This is a genomic window from Parapedobacter deserti, assembly GCF_042646065.1.
GTDB lineage: Bacteria > Bacteroidota > Bacteroidia > Sphingobacteriales > Sphingobacteriaceae > Parapedobacter > Parapedobacter deserti.
Genome location: NZ_JBHRTA010000062.1, coordinates 193,501 through 208,175, shown reverse-complemented (window position 1 = coordinate 208,175; position 14,675 = coordinate 193,501). Strand labels below are relative to the sequence as shown.

The window sequence follows — 14,675 nt, the reverse complement described above, 5'->3', positions numbered from 1 at the left end:
ATTATAAAAATAATTGGATACGGCTCAGAAGCCAAGCATCAGTCCGAACGTAAAATTTTGCAGCCCTGCATGTTGGGGGCTATTTTCAAAGATATCATTGAAATAGTATTTGGCATAGATACCAAATGCGCCTACACCAAACCGGGCAAACGCACCATAGCGGAATTGATTGAACGCATAGTCTCCCTTTTGTTTAATCTTACCATCGGCCGTGCGGTACCGTTGGGTGCCTTTCAGTAGAAATCCGGCCTCGGGGCCGAAAGCAAACCGCATGCGCCCCATGCCCGTGTAGCTTTTGCTCCTGAACTCAAACGTAAGCGGTAGTCTCAGATAAGTCGAAGTGATCCGGTTTTTCGATATATCCGTCTCGTTGTCCGTTACGGTCAACGGCGTGGTGTTCGGATCAAAAATGGAATTGCCATGTAACCGAATGTAGGTCCAATCGAATCCACCAGATAAAAATATTCGGAACTGATCATTGAAGCGGTAGCCTGCTTGCAGTACGTCGAACCCGAAATTGACGGTTTTCCCTCGCCGGTAATTGAAAATCTCATTGTCGTCAGACAGCGAGAAACTTCCGTCGTCGATTAGCTTGACCAAGCCTAGGTCGATGCGTGACAAGGTGATGCCATAAATCGGGTGAGCTTTTTTGGTACGGTCTATCGTAACCTTTTTATCATGCTCCTTGTTTTTGTCCTTGGATTCGTATTCGTAGTTTTTCTCGGTTTTTTCAAGGGTGATCATACCCTCGTCTTTTCCCGGAATGATGATGCGCACCTTGCGTTTTTCGCCGGTATCAACGTCTTCCATGATGACGGTATCTATCGCGGCAACGCCGGTTCTACTAAGGCTGTCAGGTCTCTTTTTTTCTTGCGCGGCTGCCGTAGCGCATAGAACGGCACAAAATAAAATTGAAAGGCTAATGTAGTTCATATCTGTCGTGTATTAAGGTTTTACTTGTTATTTCACTTTCCTTTTCTTGGTTTTGGCGATGTTAAAGTTAAAGTCCAGCTTGAGCGACCCCTCGTCATCGTTAGAGAACGTGATCAGTTTTTCCTCGCGCTGATCAACGGCCCCTACCACGTAGTTCAGGATAATGCTTACTCCAAAAGGTTGCTTGATTTGCGTCGCCGATGCCAGCATCGTTTCTTCTTCACCTTCCACGGCTACCAATGGCTGTATATCGGGTACATTGACTAGCGTCTCTTCCAATAGGGGCAGTTTCTCAGGTAGGACCTGCTGTTCTGGTAACCTTGCAGCTTCAGCTTCCGCTGTTTTAACGAGCTTAACTGGCGGGGCGGGCTCGTTGTTGGCAGCTAAAAGTCCGGAGGTCTTCACTTCGATGGATTGTTCGGCCGTTTCAGCTGTGGTGGGTCGGAGGGGTGCATTGCCGTCCGTTTTCCGGTCCTTTTTTGCAAATACCCGTTTCAACCGTTCGATATCCAGTGGTTCGGCGGCCGGTGCAGCGTCTTGTATGGGCAGATCTACTGGCGAAGGTGCAGTAGACTCCCCCTCAACGGCTGCGCGGCCATGTAGGTAGGTCACCTTCACGGGCCGGTTATACCAGTAGGTGATGCCGCACACGATCAGTATTGAGGCCGCAACTGTCGTCCACCATGCCGGAAACCGGCGGCCTCCCTTCATCGGCGCCAGGTTGCGCTTGTCGCGAGCATCCAATTGCGTTGCGATTTTATCCCACAGGCCAGCGGATATCTCTGGTTTGAAATCATTAAACTTCTTTTGCAGCTCCCTGTCAAACGCTTCATTTTCCATTGGGTTCATATCTCCCTCCTTCCAATTGTTTTATTTTTTCCTTTAGCCACGTCCTCGCCCTTGATAGCTGCGATTTGGACGCTCCTTCGCTGATCCGTAGCGCTTCGGCAATTTCCTTATGCGAAAAGCCCTCCAACGCGTACATATTAAAGACGATACGATAGCCATCGGGGAGCGCCTGAATTATGCGCAACAGGTCTTCGCATTCCATGGCGTCCATCGAAAACGCTTCTTGCATGCCTTCATGTGCATTCTCCAGCTCAACCGGCTGCATGCTCCGCATGTTTTTCCGATACATCTCTATCGCGGTATTTACGATAATTCGTCTGATCCACCCTTCGAACGACCCTTCACCGCGGTAACTTTCCATGCTACTGAACACTTTGATAAATCCGGTTTGAAGTATATCTTCTGCCTCGAATGTACTCCGCGCATACCGCATGCACACTCCCAGCATCTTGGATGCCATTGCGCGGTACAGTTTCTCCTGCGCTTGGCGGCTGCCGGCCTTACAACCTTCGTACAAACCATCTATTGTAACTGTTGGCTCCAATTTGCGTGTGCTTTCTAATGATGATGATCATTTCCGTAAAAAGGTTGCATAGGCTAGGCAATTTTTTGGTGGATAAGTTTGGGATTGAAATTTAGCATGTTGCGTTATTGACGACACAAGATGCTACCACCGCGGCGGGTCGATACTAATACGCCGGTTGCCATTGGTTAAGACGGTGAGCGCTACTGCTACGGCATCGGGAGGCAACAGGCCGGCTATTTTTTCAGGCCATTCAACAAAGCAGTAGCAGCCAGAATAGAAATAATCCTCATAACCAAGGTCAAGCGCTTCCTGCTCGGATTTGATGCGATAAAAGTCGAAGTGATAGACTGGCCGCTCGGCGCCGCCATATTCGTTTATAATGGCGAACGTAGGGCTCGATGTCGTGTCCGTAACACCCAATTGATCACAGATGGCTTTGATAAGAGTCGTCTTACCTGCTCCCATTTCGCCATGGAAGAGAAACACACGGCTATTACCTCCGGCTGCCACGATCTGTGCCGCGGCGCCGGGTAATTCGGTAAGGCTTGAAACATCGATAACCATACCGGCAAAAATACAGTTTTTTGCTATTTCGTCGTGTAAGTTGCGAATGGAATGATCATTTCTTCCAATGATATTCCTCCATGCTGAAACGTTTCATTGAAATAATTCACAAACTGATTGTAATTATTGGGATATACAAAATAGGTGTCCTCTTTCGCAAAAATGAAGCTTGAGCTCACATGTAATTTCGGGAGCATAGCATCATGCGGGTTCTTGATATGGAATACATCTTTGGCAATATAGTTAAGGTTCTTGCCCTGCTTATACCGTAAGTTTGTGTTGGTATTGCGGTCGCCGATCACCTTGCTTGCGTGCTTTACCCGGATGGTTCCGTGGTCGGTAGTCATTATCACACGCACGGGTTTTTGCGAGAGCCATTTTAGCGCATCAAAGAGTGGCGAATGTTCGAACCAGGAAAGGGTGAGCGAGCGGTAGGCCGCCTCATCGTTCGCCAATTCACGGATCATCGCCATATCTGTGCGCGCATGGGAGAGCATATCTACGAAATTATACACTAGCACGTTGAGGTCGTTGCCCATCAAGTTACTCAAGTTGTCGGCAACGTCGCGCCCCTGCTCGAGCGTGAGTATTTTGGTGTAAGAGTGCCGGCACTCCTTGCGGTAACGCCTCCTGATCTGTTCGGCCAAGAATTTATCTTCATGTAGGTTTTTACCCCCTTCGTCTTCGTCATTCTGCCAAAGGCCAGGATACTGCTTTTCCATTTCGAGCGGCATCAGCCCACTGAATATCGCATTGCGCGCATACTGGGTAGCAGTGGGCAGGATGCTGTAATAGCTGTCTTCTTCCTCCAGTCGGAAGTGATTCGTTATGACATCATTGATGACACGCCACTGGTCATACCGCAGGTTGTCTATCAGGAAAAAGAACGTAGGCCTGTCGTCTTGCAGCGATGGAAAAACTTTTTTATGAAACAACTGGTGTGACATGATGGGGCCTGTTTCCGGCGTTTTCACCCAGCTCAAATAATTTTTCTCCATAAATTTTGAAAACTGCATGTTAGCTTCCGCTTTTTGCAGCGTAAGCACCTCGTGCATGCCAGCGTCTTCCAGTTTTTCGAGTGATAATTCCCAATATATCAGCTTTTTATAAACGTCAGCCCACTGTTCGTGATCGAGGTTGTCATTCAAGATCATACCAAGGTTGCGAAAATCCTGCTGATAGGCCATTGAGGTTTTTTCACTGATCAAGCGCTTGTTTTCGGTGAGCTTTTTTATGGTAAGCAGGATTTGCCGCGGGTTTACGGGTTTGATCAGGTAGTCATCGATCTTAGCACCGATGGCATCTTCCATCAAATGCTCTTCCTCGTTTTTGGTGACCAGCACCATGGGGACGGCCGGGTTGAGGTTTTTCAACGCTGATAGGGTTTCCAGTCCCGTGAGTCCGGGCATGTTTTCATCGAGAAACACTAAATCGTAAAATCCTTTCTTAAATGCATCTACCGCGTCGTTACCATTGGTTACAGTTTTTACTCCATATCCTTTCTCGTTCAGTAGCATGATGTGTGGTTTGAGCAGATCGATTTCATCATCTGCCCACAATATGTTTGTTTCTTGCATTCAAATTTCTATGAGGTGTGATTGTTTTCTATTTAATTAATCGCGAACTTATGGAAAAGTTTGCCTTGGATTACATTTTTAACATAAATTAACAGGCTCGTAATGTATCTTTGCGGCGGAAACTCGCGCTGTTGGATAGGTTCCTTCCGTAGAGGAAACAAACGTTGAATAGAAAGAAGATAATTAACGATCCCGTTTATGGATTCATTTCCATCCCATCCGGTTTCATTTTCGACCTGATACAGCATCCTTATTTCCAGCGGCTGCGTTATATCAAGCAGGTAAGCATGACGCATCTGGTTTATCCAGGGGCGTTGCATACGCGATTTCAGCATGCGTTGGGCGCTATGCACCTGATGGCATTGGCTATCGAAACGCTCAGGGGCAAGGGCATTGGGATCAGCGACGAGGAAGAGGAAGCGGTGTTGGCTGCGATCTTGCTGCATGATGTGGGGCATGGCCCATTTTCCCATTCCTTGGAGCACACCTTAGTTGAAGGGGTTTCACATGAGCTGCTTTCGTCGCTAATGATGGATGAGCTAAACGAGGTATTCAATGGGCGGCTTAGTTTGGCGATCAACATATTCAACAACCGCTATCGGAAGAAGTTTCTTTACCAGTTGGTGTCCGGTCAGCTCGATATCGACCGGATGGACTACCTTAGCCGCGACAGTTTTTTTACCGGCGTGGCAGAAGGTGTGATCAGCTTCGACCGCATCATTAAGATGCTACACGTGGTAGATAATGAACTTGTTGTCGAGCAGAAAGGTATCTATTCTGTTGAGAAATTCCTTATCGCGCGGCGACTTATGTATTGGCAGGTCTATCTGCACAAAACCGTGTTGAGTGCCGAACAGATGTTGCTGAAAATTTTGCAACGAGCGAAAGTATTATATGAAAACGGCGCATCGCTTTTCGCTTCGCCATCCTTGGAACATTTTTTGCGCAATAAGATCACCCGGGAAAATTTCACCGAAAATGTGTCACATTTAGTGCATTTCTCACGTCTTGACGATACGGATATCTTGTCTGCGGTAAAAACTTGGGCGTACCATGAAGATCGCATTTTGCGGATGTTATGTTCGCGTCTAATGGCCCGGTCGTTGTACCATACCGAGCTGCATAAAGCTTTTCCGGCTGAGCCGGTAATAACGGACCTGAAAAACCGAGCTGTGGCATACTTCGGTATCGGCGCGGCGGATGTGGATTATTATGTTTGGACGCAGTCTATAGAGAACAGTGCGTATGAACTTAACAACAGTAATATTAAGATTTTAATGAAGGACGGTAGCATATTAGATATTGCAGAGGCCTCAGATTTATCCAACTTAGAGGCTCTTTCGAGAAAAGTTCAGAAATTTGCCATTTCCTTTCCCAAAGAATTAATAAACGCCTCTTCGTGACTCAATTGGCTGATAACCAGTAAAAATTTTTTAATACGCTTATAACTTATACATTTGCAGATGCAATTTTCGGCACACCAAATAGCAACGCTTCTAAACGGTTCCCTGGAGGGCAGCCCTGACGTGATGGTGGAGCAGTTAGCCAAGATCGAGGAGGCATCGAGCGGTTGCCTGTCTTTTTTATCTAATCCCAAATACGAACAATACATTTATTCTACGAAAGCATCGGTAGTCATCGTCAATGAAGACCTGAAGCTCGATAGGCCGGTAAAGAGCACCCTTATACGAGTAAAGAATGCCTATTCGTCCTTCTCTCAGCTACTGGAACTGTACAATCGGATGCGTTTGGATAAAACCGGCATCGAAGAGCCGGTGTATATCCATCCCAGTGCTACTATAGGAAAGAATGTATATATCGGCGGATTTGCGTATATCGACAAGAATGTGGTCATCGGCGACAACTGCAAGATATACCCCCATGTGTATGTTGGTGACAATGCAAAAATAGGAAAGGATACGACCTTGTTTCCGCGTGTGACCGTTTACTTCGACTGTATAATCGGCGAGCGTGTCATTATCCATTCGGGTGCAGTCATTGGTAGCGATGGTTTTGGTTTTGCGCCGCAGGATGATGGTACCTACAACAAAATCAACCAGATCGGCAATGTGGTCGTCGAGGATGATGTGGAAATCGGTGCGAATACGGTCATTGACCGTGCTACGATGGGTTCTACCATTATCCGCGAAGGCGTGAAGTTGGACAACCTGATCCAAGTGGCGCACAATGTCGAAATCGGAAAGAATACGGTTATCGCTGCCCAATCTGGTATTTCCGGGAGCACAAAAATCGGTGAGCATGTGGTCATCGGCGGACAGGTAGGCGTCGTTGGTCACATCAGCATCGCCAACGGCAGCCAGATACAAGCGCAATCCGGAGTTAACCGCACCATCGCTGAAGGAGAAAAAAAATGGTCGGGCAGTCCAGCGGCCCCGTATAATGCGCAGATGCGCTCGCAGGTAGTTTACTCCCGCCTGCCAGAGTTGGAGCGCCGTATCGAAGAGCTAGAGCAGCTATTATTAACCAAAGAACTATCGAAATAAAACAAGTGCTTTTCAGCCGATAAGCCGATAAGCCAATTGACAACGATGAACGTAAAACAGCGAACAATCAAATCAGAAATCATTATTTCGGGGGTTGGCCTCCACACCGGTAAACCGGTAACCATGACCCTAAAGCCGGCGCCCGAGCATCATTGGTACAGGTTTAGACGTGTTGACCTCGAAAACCAGCCCACCGTACTGGTAGATGCCGACAATGTGTCTGACACCTCGCGTGGTACCACGATCTCTCAAAGCGGGGCCAGTGTCAGCACAATCGAACACCTGATGGCCGCGCTCGTGGGGTTGCAGATTGACAATGTGCTCATCGATATTGATGGCCCTGAAGTGCCGATCATGGACGGCAGTTCGGCACCGTTTGTAAAAGCCATTGAACAAGTGGGGTATATGGATCAGGAAGCGGACCGAGATTATTATGAAATTCCACATAACATCCATCATACTGAGCCGGAAAGAAAGGTCGAGATGGTCGCAATGCCTTTGGATGGGTACCGCTTTACCTGCATGATTGACTTCAACTCTCCGGTGTTAGGCAGCCAACACGCTTCGATCAGCAATATCGATGAGTTTCCCAAGGATATTTCCTCTGCACGCACCTTTTGCTTCCTGCATGAGCTGGAAATGTTACTAAAGAATAATTTGATTAAGGGCGGCGACCTCAACAATGCTATCGTTGTAGTCGACAAGGAGGTTAGTAAAGATGAGTTGCGGCACCTCGCGAAACTGTTCAACCGCGAGGATATTGACGTGGCCAAAGAAGGGATACTGGACAACATCGAACTCCGCCATCAGAATGAGCCCGCGCGTCACAAGTTGCTCGATATGATTGGCGATCTCGCATTGGTGGGACGCCCTATCAAGGGGCACATCATGGCTGCGAGACCGGGGCATGCGGCCAATGTGGCGTTTGCCAAAAAGATAAAAGCGCAGATAAGGAAAGAAAAAGGGCGTAAATATGTCAAGGTATACGACCCTAACACGCTACCGCTGTACGATACCGTGCAGATCATGAAGATATTGCCACATCGGCAGCCGTTCTTGATGGTGGATAAAATATTGGAACTGACTAAAACGCATGTCGTGGGGTTGAAAAACGTCACGATGAACGAAGATCTTTTTATGGGACATTTCCCTGATGCCCCCGTCTTTCCCGGTGTTCTGCAGATCGAAGCGATGGCCCAAACCGGCGGAATACTGGTATTGAGCACCGTGCCTGATCCGGAAAACTACCTGACGCTGTTTCTCAAGATAGAAAATGCACGGTTCAAGGCTCAGGTAAACCCCGGAGATACCATTATTTTTCGCTGTGATTTGCTGGAGCCCATCCGCAGGGGCATCGCGCAGATGAAAGGTATAGGAATGGTCGGTGAGAAGGTGGTTGTGGAAGCAGAACTGATGGCGCAGATTGTAAAAGTTAAAGAGAGCCAAGCATCATGATCCAACCATTAGCATACATACATCCGCAGGCTAAAATCGCAGGCAATGTGGTTATCGAGCCCTTCGTCACCATCCATAAAGACGTCGTGATCGAAGAGGGTACGTGGATCGGTTCCAACGTAACCATCATGGATGGTGCCCGTATCGGCAAAAATTGCCGGATATTTCCAGGGGCGGTTATATCAGCGATTCCGCAAGACCTTAAATTTGATGGGGAGGAAACGACGGCGGAAATAGGCGACAACACCACCATACGGGAGTGTGTGACGGTAAACAGGGCAACAAAGGACAAGTGGAAAACCGTCATCGGCAAAAACTGTCTGATTCAGGCATATAGCCACATTGCGCACGACTGCATCGTAGGAGACAACTGCATTTTTTCCAACAGCACTACGCTGGCGGGCCATATCATTGTAGGCGATTATGTGGTGTTGGCAGGGCTCGTGGCCGTGCACCAGTTTTGCCATATTGGGTCCCATGCCTTCATCGCGGGAGGCTCACTCGTCCGTAAGGACGTGCCGCCGTTTGTGAAAGCTGCGCGCGAGCCCCTGTCTTATGTGGGCATCAATTCCGTCGGTCTGCGGCGAAGAGGATTTTCTTCTAATCAGATTAACGAGATACAGGATATTTACCGTGTGCTGTTTGTTAAGAACAACAACCTCACCAAAGCCTTGGATATCATTGAAGCGGAGTATAAACCCACGGAAATACGCGATGAGATACTCGATTTTGTGCGCAGTTCCAATCGCGGCGTGATGAAAGGGTTTGGCCAGAGCAAGGGCATGCTTTAGCCATGGACATTATCCTGGAAAATATCGGCAGGCGATTCAACCGGGACTGGATTTTCCGACGTTTGGACTATTCCTTTAAGGTGGGGCGAAGCTACGCCATACTAGGGCCCAATGGTTCGGGCAAATCGACCTTGCTTCAGGTGATCGCTTCGAGTCTTACACCCTCCGCAGGTAGTGTTAGCTATACTTCAAGACATGGTAACGTTGAGCCTGATCAGGTCTATCGTCATCTTTCACTGGCGGCACCTTACATGGAACTTGTTGAAGAATTCACGCTTGTGGAGCAGATACGGTTCCACTTTTCGCACAAAGCTTACCTCCAAGGCTTTGACGAACAGGCCCTATTGGAACTGATGGGGCTAGATAGGGCAAAAGACAGACCAATCAAGTATTTCTCCTCCGGCATGAAGCAACGGGTAAAGCTCTCACTGGCCTGTTGTGCCGATGTGCCGCTACTCCTGTTGGATGAGCCTACGACGAACCTGGACCAAAAAGGTGTAGCATGGTACCAGCATCTCGTCCGGGAAACGAGTGGTGGCCGCCTGCTGCTGGTCTGCTCCAATCATGAACGAGAGTACGACTTCTGCGATCATACTATAGACGTAACCCATTATAAAGCCTGACCGCTTTTTGTCTGTTTTTTGTAAATGGACGGCGTGTTTTATATCTTTGTGCCTACATTGACGACACAGTAATATTTTAATCATGGCCAAAGCTTCAGAAGTAAAAACCGGCAATATTTTACGTTTCAACGGTGAGCTGGTGTCTGTAGATGAATTCATTCATCGTACACCCGGCAACCTCAGGGCGTTTTACCAAGCGAAAATGCGCAACGTGAAAACTGGAAAGCTGGTAGAATACCGCTTCCGAACGGACGAGGAGGTTGAAATTGCTCGTGTAGAAACCAGCGATTATCAATACCTATATGAAGACGGAGATACCTTTGTGGTCATGGATAATGCCACCTTCGAGCAATTCAATATTCCTAAGCACCTCTTTGGGAGTTCGGCACGTTTTTTGAAAGAGGGGATGCAGGTGATTGTGGCGATGGAAAGTGAAGAACCGATCATGGCGCAGGCGCCGACAACGGTAGAGTTAGAGGTGACGTACACCGAGCCAGCAGTGAAGGGAGATACCTCCAACAACGCATTGAAAAATGCCACGGTGGAGACAGGAGTAGAGATCAAAGTGCCGCTTTTTGTGAACCAAGGAGACAAAGTGAAAATAGACACGCGCTCAGGTGATTACATCGAGCGGGTAAAATAGATAGGTATCAAATTTTTAGGTTTAGGTTGATTATTCGGTCTTGGGGCTCCCCGCTTCAAGGCCGATTTTTTATAGAGCAAGCGATGTATCCGACCTCCAAACAAGCACTCAGGAAAATATACCGTGAAAAACGAATCAACCTTTCCATAGATCAATATCAGTCGCTGAATCGGGCCTTGGTGGCACGGGTCGAAACACTGGACGTCAGCCAGTTTGCAACGATACATCTTTTTCTGCCCATCGAAGGCAACCGCGAGCCTGATACGCGCACACTGGCGCAAAGCTTAAAACGGAAACATCCCCATATCCGTTTGGTGCTCCCCAGAACCGCCGGTGGGAGCTTCGGGCTGCAGCATGTTGTTTGGAATGAAAATACCACTTTGTCTCTCAATCATTGGGGAATCCCAGAACCGGAAGGTGGTACGGCCGTTGCCCCGCAGGAAGTCGATGCGGTCTTTGTGCCACTGCTAGCTTTTGACACACGTGGCAACCGCGTGGGATATGGAAAAGGGTTCTATGACCGTTTTCTCGCCGAGTGCAGGCCTGAAACGGCCAAAATCGGCCTTTCGCTGTTTGATGCAGAGCCGGCCATTACCGGGATAGACGCCTACGACATACCGCTTGATGCCTGCGTCACACCGTACCGAATCTGGCATTTCAATACAACACCCTGAACTTGATGGTATTATCCGTCTGTCGCAACTGATTGAGCAGTTTTTTATCATATTGCGTGTCCACATCCGTCACAGCATACCCGATGGGCCCTTTGGTCATCAAAAATTGAGCTACGATGTTGATTTTATTTTCTGCAAAAACGTTGTTGATCTGTGCCATCACGCCGGGTACATTGCGGTGGATGTGGAGGAGCCGATGCGCTTTCTCTATTTTAGGCAGTATGAGGTTGGGAAAGTTGCGGCTCATGTAAGTGTCGCCTTTATTAATAAAGGCTGCCATTCGCCGGGGTATAAATTCACTATTGCGCTTTTTCCCCTTTTTGTCGTCAAACAGCACGATCCCCTTTTCGTTGCAAATGTCTCGGTTTAGGCGGTGTTTGCTGTCACCCAAGTAGCCGATGGTTTTGAGTTTGTCGGCTCGTGTCAGCTGCCCGTCGTCCAGTCTGACGTCCTTGCCCAGTAGCAGCATACCCACATCCGGCACGTACTTTTCCTCAAAGGTCTGTTTTACGCGGACGGAAAAGCCATCACGCTTGAGGATATGTGCTGCTATCTCGGGCACATCGCCGACGATGAGGCAAAGAATACGGTTTTTAGGATAGGATATCGCCCGTGGAAGGTCATTCACATAGAGGAATTCGTCAAAGCTGGGGGTTACGTGGTCTGCTTTTTCGGATACGCTTTTCCGTTCTATGTTTTCGGTAAAAGCAAAGAACCGCTCGATGAGCCCCGACTCCTTCAGCTGGAAATCCGAATAACCGTCTCCTATGCCATATATTTTGCCCGGGAGCTGCAATTGGCGCAGTAGCTTGACCTTACCACCTTCTTCGGACAGCGGATTGGTCTCATCATAACCTGTGATATTGCCTTGCTCATCAAACGTAAAGGTGTTGGCGTAGACATTTTCCCGTTTGATGTGGTAGGGGATAACCACCGGAAAGATAAACTCCTTGAAACCGCCCGAGACGATGAGCACACTGTCTGCGTTCTTTCTGAAGAAATCCTTATTCCGCGAAAAAGACAGCGACACCTTTTTCTTCAGCACCCAGATCAATCGCGCCAAGTGCTCGCGGTTAGCCTGCAACAGTTTGATGCGTCCGGCAAGGCTGTCCCGGAAAGACAGCTGCCCATTCATCGACAAGTTGGTAAGCCGTTCAATTTCTTCATAGATTAAGTCTTTCGCCGGATGGTTAGCCAGCGAAATCCTTGCCAGTTCATCCAGCGCCTCCACCTGGGTGAAGGTACTGTCAAAATCAATAATGTAGTAGCTTTTCAATTTGGTATTGTTAATAATTCCCTACAAATTTCATCCAATGTCTCGTCTATCGACTTGAATGTAATGCCCGTCGCATCCACTAATTTTTTGTTGGAAAAACGCGCTTGCCGGTTTGCCGATCTGGCTGTCTCTCGCGTCAGCAGCGGACGTTTCCTTGTAAATAGCGACCAAACCGCCGCAAAGCGCCATGCTATGCCGAGCATCCACGGTGTGGCCCGGTATTTCGGCGCCGGTCTGCCCAGGCGGCGACTGCATCTTTCCAGTAGCTCCTTATGCGGCATATTTACATGTGTCAACAAAAACCGTTGCCCTGATATCGCTGGGTTTTCCATCAACAGCAACATCGCTTTAGCCGCATCTTCCACATCAATGAGCCCTACCGACCCATCGGTGTAGAAATTGAGGCCATTGTGGAGCTGGAGGAAGATGGAGCCGCTGGTGCCATTTCCCTCCCTACGGGACGTGGCGCCGATGATGAGTGAGGGATTTACAATTACCGCATTCAACCCTTCGGCGATGCCCCGCCATACTTCCATCTCCGCCTCGTATTTCGCAATAGCATAACCCGGCTGTTCAGGGCCGTACTCCCAAAGATCCTTTTCAGTGGTTTCTCGCCCGTTTTTCGCCCGGCCAACAGCAGCGATCGAGCTGACATGTAACAATCTGACGCGGTGTTCCAGCGCCAGGGCGACAATATTTGCGGTACCCTCCACATTTATCGACATCAGCTTTTTTTTGTCAGCGGCGTGGAAGGAAATCATCGCCGCGCAGTGGTATACCTTGTCTACCCCGTCAAAGGCGTCGCTCAATGCGAAGAAGTCGGTTACATCGGCATCTACCCACTCCAATCCAGGGAGACCCATCAGTGCATGAGGTATGGCAGATGCTGCCCGCTTCGTAGCGCGGACGGTATTTCCTGCAGCAATGAGTCGCTTGATGAGTGTTGATCCAAGAAATCCGGTACCACCTGTAACTAAAACCACCGTCTTAGAATAGTTGACAATTATGCTTCCAAAAGTAAGGTAATAAATGGATATTTGTGGAATTATTTTGCCAAGCAACGAACAACGATCATGTCCCTGTCAGTTTTTTTTTCCTCAGTTTCCCTCCCACATTTCACGCCGGAGGGCGGGTTGTTCCATTCGCAAATCGGCGCTTCGGTACGCGTCCATGACAAAGGGTTTCCGGATTTGGAAGATGACAGGCCGGATATTGCACTTTTCGGGGTTATGGACGGCCGGATGGCTGTCGGCAACCAAGGGTGTGCTGATGCAGCCGAAGCGGTACGGAAACACCTGTACACACTCTACCAGGGTGAGTACAACTTGAGGTTGGCCGATCTTGGCAACATCATGCCGGGCGAGACCGTCACAGACACTTATGCCGCGGTAAAGACGGTATGCAACGAGCTGATCAGATCGGGTATTGTGCCCGTTATCATCGGAGGTGGGCAAGACCTCACCTACGCACAGTACCTTGCGTACGAAAAGCTTGAGCAAAAAGTCGAAGTCTCTGTCATTGATTCCCGCTTTGACCTGGATCAGGAAAACACGGAAAGCGCACCGCTTAACTCACAAACCTACCTCAATCACATTATTCTGCACGAGCCGGACTACCTATTCAACCTGAGCAGCCTTGCTTATCAAACTTATTTTGCCAGCAAGGAGTCTATAGCCATGTATGACAAGCTTTATTTCAACACCATGCGCCTTGGTCTCATCGCCGGAAAGGTCGACCACGTCGAGCCCATCATCCGCGCGGCAGACATGGTGAGCTTCGATATCAGCGCCATACGGTTTTCGGATGCACCGGGCAGCGCCTACGTTACACCTAATGGGCTGTTTGGACATGAAGCCTGCCAAATCTGCCGGTACGCAGGTATGAGCGATAAGCTCACCTCTATCGGTTTTTATGAATATAACCCGGCCCTGGATAGCCGAGAGCAAACGGCCATTCTCCTTTCTCAGATGATTTGGTATTTCATAGACGGCTTTTACAGCCGTAAACACGACGCTCCGCTGGTTCCCAAATCGGCATACATCACCTACCGCACTACGCTGCATGACGATGCGTACGAACTGGTATTCGTGAAAAGCAAAAAATCCGACCGCTGGTGGATGCAAGTACCTTATCCAGGTGGCAGGTCAGTAAACGAGCGGTATCACCTTGTTCCATGTCGCTATGAGGATTATCAAACGGCAGTGTCGGGAGAGATGCCCGACCTGTGGTGGAAAACGCACCAGAAGCTGACTTAGCTTGC

Annotated in this window: 15 protein-coding genes; 8 read left to right on the top strand and 7 right to left on the bottom strand. The window is 48.7% G+C overall.

Features of this window, described 5'->3' with window-relative positions; translation table 11 throughout:
* Positions 1-24 precede the first annotated feature (24 nt).
* The 5 genes from ACFOET_RS21085 to porX all read right to left on the bottom strand — a co-directional run bounded on the left by ACFOET_RS21085 (position 25) and on the right by porX (position 4,449).
* Positions 25-933: an outer membrane beta-barrel protein gene (locus ACFOET_RS21085; RefSeq protein WP_379026447.1), complete on the bottom strand. Its 909-nt coding sequence runs from the start codon at positions 931-933 to the stop codon at positions 25-27.
* Positions 934-960: 27 nt separating this feature from the next.
* Positions 961-1,782, bottom strand: a complete 822-nt coding sequence (locus ACFOET_RS21080) for a hypothetical protein (protein ID WP_379026445.1) — start codon at positions 1,780-1,782, stop codon at positions 961-963.
* Positions 1,763-2,326, bottom strand: a complete 564-nt coding sequence (locus tag ACFOET_RS21075; RefSeq protein WP_379026443.1) for an RNA polymerase sigma factor — start codon at positions 2,324-2,326, stop codon at positions 1,763-1,765. Before ACFOET_RS21075 ends, ACFOET_RS21080 begins: the two co-directional genes overlap by 20 nt.
* A 123-nt stretch (positions 2,327-2,449) precedes the next feature.
* Positions 2,450-2,872: a tRNA (adenosine(37)-N6)-threonylcarbamoyltransferase complex ATPase subunit type 1 TsaE gene (gene tsaE, locus ACFOET_RS21070; protein WP_379026440.1), complete on the bottom strand. Its 423-nt coding sequence runs from the start codon at positions 2,870-2,872 to the stop codon at positions 2,450-2,452.
* 23 nt (positions 2,873-2,895) lie between these two features.
* Positions 2,896-4,449 carry a T9SS response regulator signal transducer PorX gene (gene porX / locus ACFOET_RS21065; RefSeq protein ID WP_379026438.1) on the bottom strand — a complete coding sequence of 518 codons (1,554 nt, stop codon included), beginning with the start codon at positions 4,447-4,449 and terminating at the stop codon, positions 2,896-2,898.
* Positions 4,450-4,613: 164 nt separating this feature from the next.
* Here porX and ACFOET_RS21060 point away from each other — a divergent pair, with 164 nt between their 5' ends.
* The 7 genes from ACFOET_RS21060 (at position 4,614) to ACFOET_RS21030 (ending at position 11,139) form a co-directional block, all read left to right on the top strand.
* On the top strand, positions 4,614-5,852 hold the full coding sequence (locus ACFOET_RS21060) for an HD domain-containing protein (protein WP_379026436.1): 1,239 nt from the start codon (positions 4,614-4,616) through the stop codon (positions 5,850-5,852).
* Between the two features lie 60 nt (positions 5,853-5,912).
* On the top strand, positions 5,913-6,953 hold the full coding sequence (gene lpxD / locus ACFOET_RS21055; RefSeq protein ID WP_379026434.1) for a UDP-3-O-(3-hydroxymyristoyl)glucosamine N-acyltransferase: 1,041 nt from the start codon (positions 5,913-5,915) through the stop codon (positions 6,951-6,953).
* Between the two features lie 45 nt (positions 6,954-6,998).
* Entirely contained in the window at positions 6,999-8,408 is a 1,410-nt protein-coding gene (locus tag ACFOET_RS21050) for a bifunctional UDP-3-O-[3-hydroxymyristoyl] N-acetylglucosamine deacetylase/3-hydroxyacyl-ACP dehydratase (protein WP_379026432.1), read from the top strand.
* Positions 8,405-9,199 (top strand): acyl-ACP--UDP-N-acetylglucosamine O-acyltransferase, encoded by a 795-nt coding sequence (gene lpxA / locus ACFOET_RS21045; RefSeq protein ID WP_379026430.1) that lies wholly within the window; start codon positions 8,405-8,407, stop codon positions 9,197-9,199. Before ACFOET_RS21050 ends, lpxA begins: the two co-directional genes overlap by 4 nt.
* A gap of 2 nt (positions 9,200-9,201) precedes the next feature.
* Complete coding sequence (locus ACFOET_RS21040; RefSeq protein ID WP_379026428.1) at positions 9,202-9,822, top strand: ABC transporter ATP-binding protein; 621 nt, start codon at positions 9,202-9,204, stop codon at positions 9,820-9,822.
* Between the two features lie 82 nt (positions 9,823-9,904).
* Positions 9,905-10,465, top strand: a complete 561-nt coding sequence (gene efp / locus ACFOET_RS21035) for an elongation factor P (protein WP_379026426.1) — start codon at positions 9,905-9,907, stop codon at positions 10,463-10,465.
* Positions 10,466-10,548: 83 nt separating this feature from the next.
* Positions 10,549-11,139, top strand: coding sequence for a 5-formyltetrahydrofolate cyclo-ligase (locus tag ACFOET_RS21030; RefSeq protein WP_379026424.1), 591 nt, complete (start codon positions 10,549-10,551; stop codon positions 11,137-11,139).
* Here the strand turns inward: ACFOET_RS21030 and ACFOET_RS21025 are convergent.
* Both ACFOET_RS21025 and ACFOET_RS21020 read right to left on the bottom strand, forming a co-directional pair.
* Entirely contained in the window at positions 11,123-12,415 is a 1,293-nt protein-coding gene (locus ACFOET_RS21025; protein WP_379026422.1) for an HAD-IB family phosphatase, read from the bottom strand. The genes ACFOET_RS21030 and ACFOET_RS21025 overlap by 17 nt on opposite strands.
* The gene (locus ACFOET_RS21020; RefSeq protein WP_379026420.1) at positions 12,412-13,398 is read right to left on the bottom strand and encodes an NAD-dependent epimerase/dehydratase family protein; all 987 of its coding nucleotides are present in this window, start codon (positions 13,396-13,398) and stop codon (positions 12,412-12,414) included. The genes ACFOET_RS21025 and ACFOET_RS21020 overlap by 4 nt, the downstream gene beginning before the upstream one ends.
* 90 nt (positions 13,399-13,488) lie before the next feature.
* Here ACFOET_RS21020 and ACFOET_RS21015 point away from each other — a divergent pair, with 90 nt between their 5' ends.
* Positions 13,489-14,670, top strand: a complete 1,182-nt coding sequence (locus ACFOET_RS21015; protein WP_379026418.1) for a formimidoylglutamase — start codon at positions 13,489-13,491, stop codon at positions 14,668-14,670.
* Positions 14,671-14,675 lie beyond the last annotated feature (5 nt).

Coding starts and splice junctions, on each gene's coding strand:
- tsaE (WP_379026440.1), bottom strand. CDS start 2,872: ATGGTTATCGATGTTTCAAGCCTTACCGAATTACCCGGCGCCGCGGCA.
- ACFOET_RS21040 (WP_379026428.1), top strand. CDS start 9,202: ATGGACATTATCCTGGAAAATATCGGCAGGCGATTCAACCGGGACTGG.
- ACFOET_RS21015 (WP_379026418.1), top strand. CDS start 13,489: ATGTCCCTGTCAGTTTTTTTTTCCTCAGTTTCCCTCCCACATTTCACG.
- ACFOET_RS21085 (WP_379026447.1), bottom strand. CDS start 933: ATGAACTACATTAGCCTTTCAATTTTATTTTGTGCCGTTCTATGCGCT.
- lpxD (WP_379026434.1), top strand. CDS start 5,913: ATGCAATTTTCGGCACACCAAATAGCAACGCTTCTAAACGGTTCCCTG.
- porX (WP_379026438.1), bottom strand. CDS start 4,449: ATGCAAGAAACAAACATATTGTGGGCAGATGATGAAATCGATCTGCTC.
- ACFOET_RS21030 (WP_379026424.1), top strand. CDS start 10,549: ATGTATCCGACCTCCAAACAAGCACTCAGGAAAATATACCGTGAAAAA.
- ACFOET_RS21050 (WP_379026432.1), top strand. CDS start 6,999: ATGAACGTAAAACAGCGAACAATCAAATCAGAAATCATTATTTCGGGG.
- efp (WP_379026426.1), top strand. CDS start 9,905: ATGGCCAAAGCTTCAGAAGTAAAAACCGGCAATATTTTACGTTTCAAC.
- lpxA (WP_379026430.1), top strand. CDS start 8,405: ATGATCCAACCATTAGCATACATACATCCGCAGGCTAAAATCGCAGGC.
- ACFOET_RS21080 (WP_379026445.1), bottom strand. CDS start 1,782: ATGAACCCAATGGAAAATGAAGCGTTTGACAGGGAGCTGCAAAAGAAG.